This is a genomic window from Thiohalorhabdus sp. (assembly GCF_046545655.1).
In the GTDB taxonomy this organism is placed as follows: Bacteria; Pseudomonadota; Gammaproteobacteria; order Thiohalorhabdales; family Thiohalorhabdaceae; genus Thiohalorhabdus.
Map to the genome: position 1 here is coordinate 1 of NZ_JBKGZG010000085.1, position 3,182 is coordinate 3,182.

1 protein-coding gene is annotated in these 3,182 nt (G+C 68.6%); it reads right to left on the minus strand.

What is annotated here, in order from left to right; translation table 11 throughout:
• The coding region (locus tag ACLFRB_RS11725; RefSeq protein WP_411069196.1) for an efflux RND transporter permease subunit at positions 1 to 2,841 on the minus strand (2,841 nt) is incomplete at its 3' end.
• Between the last annotated feature and the right edge of the window lie 341 nt (positions 2,842 to 3,182).

A 3,182-nucleotide genomic window follows, 5' to 3' on the forward strand; every position in this document is an offset into this window, starting at 1 on the left:
CCGGTAGCGCTCCACGGCCAGGTTCAGGTAGACGAGCATCACCACGCCGATCTCCACGGCGACCCCCGCGAGGGCGATGAAGCCCACCCCGGCGGCGATGGAGAGCTCGTAGCCGAGCAGGTAGAACAGCCAGAAGCCGCCCACTAAGGCGAAGGGCACGGTGCCGAGGACGATGGCCACCTCGCTGAGGCGGCGGAAGTTCAGGTACAGCAGCAGGGCGATGATCACCAGGGTCAGCGGCACCAGCAGCTGCAGCTTGGCCATGGCCCGCTCCATGTATTCGTACTGCCCGGACCAAGTGAGCGAGTAGCCGGCGGGGATGTCCACCTCCTCCGCCACGGCCTGCTTGGCGCGCTCCACGTAGGTGCCCACGTCCACCCCGGCCAGGTCGATGTAGACGTAGCCGTTGAGGCGGGCGTTGTCGCTCTTGATCATGGGCGGGCCGTCCTCCACGCGGATGTCGGCCACCTGGGTGAGCGGCACCTGGGCCCCCGTGGGCGTGGCCACGCGCACCTGGCGCAGCTCCTCCAGGCTGTCGCGGTACTCGCGCGGGTAGCGCAGGTTCACCGGGTAGCGCTCGCGGCCCTCCACGCTCTCCATCACCTCCATGCCGCCCACGGCGGACTGCACCACCTCCTGCACATCGGCCACGTTCAGGCCGTAGCGGGCGGCAAGCTCGCGGTCCGGCTCCACGATCACGTAGCGGCCGGAAGCGCTTCGCTCCGCGTAGGCGGAGGAGGTACCGGGCACCTCGGCCAGTACCTCCTCGATTTCCCCGGCCAGCTCCTGGATGCCCTCCAGTTCCGGGCCGGCCACCTTGATGCCCACCGGGGTCTTGATGCCGGTGGCGAGCATGTCGAGGCGTGTCTTGATGGGCATGGTCCAGGAGTTGGACAGGCCCGGGATGTCGATGGCCTCGTCCAGCTCGCGCTTGAGCTTCTCCACCGTCATGCCCTCGCGCCACTCGTCCCGCGGCTTGAGGGTGATGGTGGTCTCCATCATGGTCAGCGGCGCCGGGTCGGTGGCGGTCTCGGCGCGGCCCACCTTGCCGAAGGTGGTCTCCACCTCCGGGAAGGACTGGATGATCTTGTCGGTCTGCTGCAGGAGCTGGCGGGCCTTGCCGATGGAGATGCCGGGGTCGGTGGTGGGCATGTACAGCAGGTCGCCCTCCCACAGCGGCGGCATGAACTCCGTGCCCAGCTTGCTGTAGGGATACCAGGTGGAGGCGAGCACCAGCACCGCCAGGGCAACGGTGGTCTTGGGCCAGCGCAGCGCGGCGCCGAGCACCGGCCGGTAGGCGCCGGCGATGAGGCGGTTTACCGGGTTGGCGGTCTCCTTGCGGATGCGGCCGCGGATGAAGTAGCCCATGAGCACCGGCACCAGGGTGATGGACAGCCCGGCGGCCACGGCCATGGCGTAGGTCTTGGTGAAGGCGAGCGGCGCGAACAGCCGCCCCTCCTGCGCCTCCAGGGCGAACACCGGCACGAAGGACAGGGTGATGATGAGCAGGCTGAAGAACAGCGCCGGGCCCACCTCGGTGCTGGCGCGGCGCATCACCTCCCAGCGGTCGGCGTCCGGGTCGCGCTCCAGCTGCTTGTGGGCGTTCTCGATCATGACCATGGCGCCGTCCACCATGGTGCCGATGGCCAGCGCGATGCCGCCCAGGGACATGATGTTGGCGTTGATGCCCTGGTAGTACATGACCACGAAGCTGCCCAGGATCCCCAGCGGCAGGGCCACCACCGCCACGAAGGTGGAGCGCAGGTGGAACAGGAAGATCAGCGCCACCAGGGCGACGATGATCAGCTCCTCGATGAGCCGATCCTGGAGGGTGTCCACGGCGTCGAGGATGAGCCCGGAGCGGTCGTAGGTGGGGACGATCTCCACCCCCTCGGGCAGGCCCTGCTCCAGCTGGTCGAGCCGGTCCTTGACGCGGTCGATGGTGGCCAGGGCGTTCTCGCCGTGGCGCATGACCACGATGCCGCCGGCCACCTCGCCCTCGCCGTTGAGCTCGGCCACGCCGCGGCGCAGCTCGGGGCCGTGGCGCACCTCGGCCACGTCGCGCACGTGGATCGGGGTGCCGTCCTCGTCCACGCCCACCGGGATGGCGCGCAGGTCGTCCAGGCCCTCGGTGTAGCCGGTGCCGCGCACCATGTACTCGGCCTCGGCCATCTCGATCACCGAGCCGCCGGCCTCCTGGTTGCCGCGCTGGAGGGCGTCCTTCACCTTGCCCAGCGGGATGCCCAGGGCGAGCAGCTTCTCCGGGTCCACCACCACCTGGTACTGGCGCACCATGCCGCCCACGGCGGCCACCTCGGAGACCCCCTCCACGGTCTGCAGCTCGTACTCCAGGAACCAGTCCTGCAGGGCACGCAGGTCCGCCAGGTCGTGCTCCCCGGTGCGGTCCACCAGGGCGTACTGGAAAACCCAGCCCACCGACGTCGCATCCGGGCCCAGGGAGGGCTGCACCCCCTCGGGCAGATCGGAGGCGGCCTCGTTGAGGTACTCCAGCACCCGCGAGCGGGCCCAGTACATGTCCGTGCCGTCCTCGAAGACGACGTTGATGTAGCTGTCGCCGAAGAAGGAGTAGCCGCGCACCGCCTTGGTGCCGGGCACGGAGAGCATGGTGGTGGTGAGCGGGTAGGTGACCTGGTCCTCCACCACCTGCGGCGCCTGGCCGGGGTACTCGGTCTTGATGATCACCTGGACATCGCTAAGGTCCGGGATGGCGTCCAGGGGCGTGCGCAGCATGGCGAAGATGCCCCAGCCCAGGAGCAGCAGCGCGCCCACCACCACCAGGAAGCGGTTGGCCAGGGACCATTCGATGACGCGGCGGATCATGCCCGGACCCCCGCGCCGGAATCAGATGTAGGAGCGACGGCCCCCGTCGCGATGTTTGTTGCGTTCGGGCGGGTCGCGGCCGGGACGGCCGCCTTTTCGATAGGCCAAATCGAAGGTGTAGGAGCGGTCTCCAGGCCGCGACGCCGTTGGTTGGTTAAGCCGGGAACGGATAAATACGAACCCGCGATTGAATTACCCGTAGTTGTAGGAGCGAGGACCGGGTCCCAATTCGCCCACAGGGGCGCATCATGTCGCGAGCTGGAGCTCGCTCCTCCAGGGCTTCGTTCCACCGCCGAGGACTTGTCCTCCATGGAATGGCCCTCGTGGTCCATGTCCTCGTG